The organism is Ignavibacteriota bacterium (assembly GCA_016212665.1).
GTDB lineage: Bacteria > Bacteroidota > Ignavibacteria > UBA10030 > SZUA-254 > FW602-bin19.
On record JACREZ010000017.1, the window covers coordinates 1 to 6,186 of the forward strand.

The 6,186-nt window shown below is 40.0% G+C and carries 3 protein-coding genes; all 3 read right to left on the reverse strand.

The features are described 5' to 3' along the window. Positions 1–190 precede the first annotated feature (190 nt). The 3 genes from HY960_06190 to tnpA all read right to left on the reverse strand — a co-directional run bounded on the left by HY960_06190 (position 191) and on the right by tnpA (position 5,748). A complete protein-coding gene (locus tag HY960_06190) occupies positions 191–1,900 on the reverse strand; it encodes a choice-of-anchor B family protein (protein ID MBI5215325.1) in 1,710 nt (569 codons plus the stop codon). Between the two features lie 18 nt (positions 1,901–1,918). Further along, the gene (locus HY960_06195) at positions 1,919–5,110 is read right to left on the reverse strand and encodes a T9SS type A sorting domain-containing protein (protein MBI5215326.1); all 3,192 of its coding nucleotides are present in this window, start codon (positions 5,108–5,110) and stop codon (positions 1,919–1,921) included. A gap of 176 nt (positions 5,111–5,286) precedes the next feature. Next, positions 5,287–5,748 (reverse strand): IS200/IS605 family transposase, encoded by a 462-nt coding sequence (gene tnpA / locus HY960_06200; protein ID MBI5215327.1) that lies wholly within the window; start codon positions 5,746–5,748, stop codon positions 5,287–5,289. Positions 5,749–6,186 lie beyond the last annotated feature (438 nt).

A 6,186-nucleotide genomic window follows, 5' to 3' on the forward strand; every position in this document is an offset into this window, starting at 1 on the left:
CGATTCCGGGAACAATGTAATTTGCTCACGGCTAACACCAGTGATTTGTTGCATCATAAAAAAGAATTGAAATTTAAAATGTTAGTATTCAAACCAGATTTTCTTAAAAAATGTTCCGACTTTTTACACAGTCTCGATGCCGTAGGCAAAGGTTACGTCTACTAGTAAATTTAACTTTTGAGACAACTTACTACCGAATAAGAATCATCACTTTCGTCTCGGCAAATTGTGGAGTCGTTAGACGATAGTAATACGTTCCAGAAGGCAAGCCGGAGGCATTGAAGTACACTTCCTGATTTCCTGATGAAAGCAATTCTGCATCAAGTAAGTTCAACACCTCTTCACCGAGCGAGTTGTAAATCTTCAACGATACTTCAGAAGTTGCTGGTAATTCAAACGCTATTTTTGTGATGGGATTGAACGGGTTGGGATAATTTTGTTTGAGTTCAAACTTCGAAGTCTGCTCTTCGTTGGCAGAAATTCCGAGCGGGTCAATATGCGTGAAATGAAACGTATCCGTACTTGATACTTCCGTAAACTCATCCCGAACAACCACAAACCACTCGAACGGTTGTCCATCCCGTAACTTTGGGAACGATGTAAAAGTAAACGACGTGTCGTTTGTTGTAATAATTGTATCTGCAACATCAGACGAGACATACAAATCATACAGATGCGGGTCATCATGTTGCGATGCGGCAGAACTCCACAGGAATTGTAACGGCGCTGTAATAGAATTATTTTCCGGCAAAAGCAATTGCACACGTTCTCTCGGCTTCAAACTATCAAACGAAAAAAGATAGAGTCCTGTTTGCATATCCGAACCTATCCATCGCCCGGAAGGAAAGTATGGATAGACGCCCCAGCAACCGGCAAACGGACTCGCTATTCCATCATTGACAGGATTATACGAATCATAAAAATCTACAGTAAACGGATATATCGGGTCATGCACATCAACGACATACATTCCTGCTTTGTAATGTGCAACGTAAATGTAGTTCCCTCGCCCATGAACATTGTGAACAATACTCGTCGGCTCTCCATGCCAACTTGTTACTTGTTGATACTCCGGGAAATTGCTGATGTCCCACACCTTCATGTTGTGTTGTGTCGTCCCGATTTCATCGGCGGTGAAGACATACTTGCCATCGAGGGAAAGCCACGAGTTGTGCGTACCGCTTCCCGTGTAAGAAATTTTCCCCAATCCCGTCGGAGATGTTTTATTTTTCACATCAACAATAAACAAACCGCCGCCGCCGCCCGATGTGGTTGAAGACGCATACATCGTATCGTTACGAACATATGTATCGTGGAAATAATTCGTGGACAATGCAAAAAGAAATTCGGGATTTGTCGGGTCATTGCGGAGAGAAAAAATTACCGAGCCGCCTGTTGGCTTCCATCCGCGGCTTCCGTTGAGATACAGATAGCCGTCGGAAATTGTCACCGTGTGAGAATACGTCGTGTGTTTCGTTGTACTGTTGGATGAATCACGGTAGATGAAATTCTTGACAAGAATTGCAGTATCCGGCAAGCAGGAGAGGTCAACGATTTGCGTTCCGCCTCCCCCTTCTGTTACAATGTACGCGTATTGTTTGTAAGTTTTTATCTCCCGCAGGCAGTAACTTGCAAACACTCCGGGAATAAATTGAATCTCCCGCAACGAATCGGAATTCAAATCAATGATGGAGGTTCCGTTGCACGTTCCGAGTAATGCATACTCCCGTCCATCGGGAGAAACCCATCCCCAGCAACTGGAAAAATAGGTCGTGCCTCCGCTTACACCGTGCGGAATATTCAGATTGCCGAGAAGTTGCATGCGTTGTTCCTGAGCATTGGCAATACTCAGGAACAACGAAACAGTAAAAAAGAAAAAAGAGCGAAAGAATGATTTCATGTAAACATTGTATTATCCTTATCGGATATACAACATTTTCTTTACTTCAACAAAATCACCCGCTACCATTTTATAATAATAAATTCCGCTTGAAATATTCTGAGCATTCCATTTGACACTATAGCTTCCAGCTAAATATTTCTCGTTCACAAGAGTTGCAACTTCCTGACCTATCATATTATAAATTTTCAACGATACGAATCGCGTTTCAGGTAATTGAAATTGAATAATTGTTACCGGGTTGAAAGGATTAGGATAATTTTGCAATAAAGTAAAGTGTTCAGGAATTGATTCATCTATTTTCACGCCTAAGGGTTGTTCACCTACTTCACTTAAAATTTTATCAACAAATGCCTGCGCACTTGTTGTATCAAGATAGTACAATGGAAAACTGAAATAATAAATATGGAACGACGTGTCCCTTGCCCGCAATCCAACGGGTTGACCTTCCGCAGTTGCATCAAACGGATTAGATTGATATGAATATAATATTTCGTCAACGGATGCGTTGGGAAATCTCTCAAGATAATTCAATCGTCCGCCGAGTGAATCAAGCTTTGAGCTATCAATTTGTATTGATGGGAAACCCTGAAATCCAGCCGCACCGACAAAAGTTTTGTTTGAATCAACAACAAATGATTCTAAACCAAATTGTTCATTTAAGAACTCGTACCAGAATAAGCCACGTTTCGAGAGTAATTCTCTACCTATAATAATTAGATTCTTCCCACCGAGTATATGGGATTTTAAAAAATATGGGTACACAGAAGAAGTAACATTGTAGATTGGATTCTCATCAACTACGATAAGTGTTTTATAACTTTCAATTTCATAGATAGAAGTAGAAGTTACCATGCGATAAGAATAATCTCTTAACAAAGATGCAAAAAAAGAATCTGCAGGAGGATGGTAATTGGGTGTTTTACTAGGAACATTGACTAATAAAATAGATTTTGTAGGCAATGTAGGTCTTGCATACCAGACAGAAGTTGAAGCACCTATTGCGTCTGTCGTATCAACAGCTTGAAGATAATAGCCATAGATAGAATTTTGGGTTACTAAAGTATCTTTCACTAAAGTTGTCGTAGAAGAAACTGTAGTAAAGAGTTGAAAATTTGAGTCCGATTTTTTATAAAGTTTATACTCTTTTATGTCACCTTCATCATTTGGATACCATGATATTCGAACATAATTCTTTCCTGCACCAGCAGCAAAATTTTTTGGGATTGACGGACGCTTCAGCCAAGCAGAATCTTCTAAAGAAAATTCACTCAAACGACCGTCAATATCAACTGCATCCACCTTGTAAAAATAAACTTTATCACCCCACACAGATTCATCAACATAATTAGGTTGCGTGAGGAGATTTGTGTTTAGTTTCGTAAAGGTTGTTTCAATTGATGAGCGCCGGTATATATTATATCCAAACAAATCTGGGTCAGAATTATTGTCCCAATTAATAGTAATAGAGATTTCACCTCCAATAGCCGATAAATGTTTTGGAGCAGTAGGAAAATTATTCATCTCATCCGAGTTCGCCCCTTCATTTCCAAACTCATCAACAGCACGAACGACAAAATAATAATTTTGTCCTACAGGCAAATTGAATGTAATTGTTGTATCGACTGTTGGGATCGAATCTGTGTAAACGCCCGACTCGGTACCATACAACACTTTATAGGAAATGACATCCCCGAATGGAGAACGAGCATCAGAACTCCATGTCAATGTAATCGGACGACCACTGCCCGAATCGTGAACCTGGACGAACGGCATAATGAATCCCTTGCTCTTCCAGATTCGCTCCGCACGGCGCGAATTATTCAGCATGTCAGGAACTGAATTCCCTGCAACGAACGCATACACCATTGTTAGTGTATCCCCGGGATTCATAGTTTGGTAAGGACCGTGAGAAGTAGTGAAGCGTGTATCAAACAAAGACGTTTGCAGTTGATCCGGTGCAATACAAACTCCTCCAAAAGATTCACAACTCATACAACTATATACGTCATCATCATTCGTTCCTCCACATGGAGGATCAAAATCGTGCCATTGAAAAGTTTGTTGCAATGAATCAAATGACCTTGCAGTTTGTAATAATGAAAGGCCTAATGGAGTAGAGCCTCGATCTATCGGATTACGAGTATAAGCGGTTCGTGTTGAAGAATCGTATGCTGAATAATTATGATGAAGGTAATTGGAAATATAGATCGGTCCAATATCCATATCTGCAAAGTACCCGAGGTAAATATCATTCCATGCTTCGTTGCTAATATTTACTATCTGATACTCCATCATAATAATTGCATCCGCCGCACTCCCCTTCTGCCATGCGTATGATTTTTGCCAAACTTTTGCTCCTAATGGGCGATGAGAAATCGGAGCGTTTGAAAAAGTATCCGTATACGAACAATAATAATCGCTCTGAGAGAATGCGCCATAATCTTCATCTACATGTTGTTCCCCATGGTCAGGGAGCCCGTTCCCTTGTGTGTAATGGTCTTTACTGCTTTTGTAGGGGAATCGTCCAAAAAAATCAGGGCGACATGAATCCCGTTTTGATGGTTCGTAATTATCAAACGCAGGGTCAGGATTTGAAACAGGGTCATAACTTCCTCTGCAACCGGTTTCATTTGCATCAGATAAATTATCTTTTCCCAAATCATCGGTCGCAACGTTCCAGTCGCCGTCATTATCTGTTCCGTCGAGTTCATCTTCATCAATCGAGCCGTCACCATCATCGTCAATTCCTTTTCGATTGCTTGATTGCCAAGTATCGATCGAAGTGAACCATATTTTATCACGAGCAGTATCTTTTTGGTCAGTACGGAAATACGATTCACCACTGTTTCCGTTATAACCTTCACTCACATGTCTGATGCCGTTAACTATAGCACCTACAAGTGGTCCACCTCCATAAAGGTGCTCTGTACATGATGAATCAGGATATGTAGCGCCAAGCCCCATCGTCCCACAATTATCACTCGGAACATTACCATCCCATGCCTGAACACCGACTGCACCGGTATTACTCAACCACATCTTCAGGTTTGAACCCTGGCGAACTCGCTTCGACCATGACACAAGCATTTGCTCGGAAGCACGCGACTCACCCTCCTTCGGATGTTTTTCCGCGGCGTATTGAAGTGAAAAAGAGAAAAGAACAAGAACAAGAATAACACACAACTGATGACGACTTACTGCTTTCATAACAACCTACCAAAAATAATGTTGTAACTCCTGTGAATTATAAAAGTGACCGGTAAGTATTTCTCCATAACCATTGCCACTAAGGAGATTGTAAAATTTTTTATCGAATTAAACAAATGTTTTTTAAAAACACCATTCAAAACCCCAGCGGGGTAAATGATTATAGGGTGACATTATTATTCCAGCCATTCAAACAAATATCGTTCATCATACGGAATTTCAAATTTATTCATAAACTCTATGTATTCTTCTTTGAATGTTTTCCTTCGATGATGTTCTTCCTGATTCAAAATATATTCATATACATTTTGAATGTGCGAATGAGAATACGAAAACGCGCCATACCCTTCCTGCCACAAAAATTTCCCTCTGACAAATTTCCTTTCGTTGATAAAATTAGATGAATTGTTTTTAATGTCACGCACCAAATCAGAAATTGCCATTGACGGACGCAACCCGATAAACGCATGGATGTGGTCAGGCATCCCATTGACGATAATTGGCTTTTGTTCCTTCCCCTTGATAATTCCTGAAATATATTTGTGTAATTCATCTTTCCATTGCTTACCGATAAGATTATCGCGCCCCTTCACGGTAAAGACAATTTGAATATAGATTTGTGAAAATGTTCCTGCCATTCCTAACAATTACCTTTCTGTTTTATATTATACTCAGAAGAACTTAGACTAAAACCAGAATTTCTTCTCGACAATTGAACCCCAACGAGGTGACACAATTTTAGAAATAAATGTAATCAAATAATTACAACCCCGAAGGGGTGACATCATATCACACACATTGGAAAATATTTTATATAATTCCCTAATCATTTCATCCCTTCGGGATTCATTCCATCAGCTCATTCAAATCTATAATCATCTCATCCCTTCGGGATTGTTGTTGTTAATATTTTTCATAGTCGTGTGTTTTTTTTTACCCCAAAGGAGCGACATGATTCTAACGCTCACAAAAACACCATTCAAAACCCCAATGGGGTGACATTTATTAGCCCTCACAAAAACACCGTTCAAAACCCCGAAGGGGTGACATGATTATAGAAAACATATATATCTATA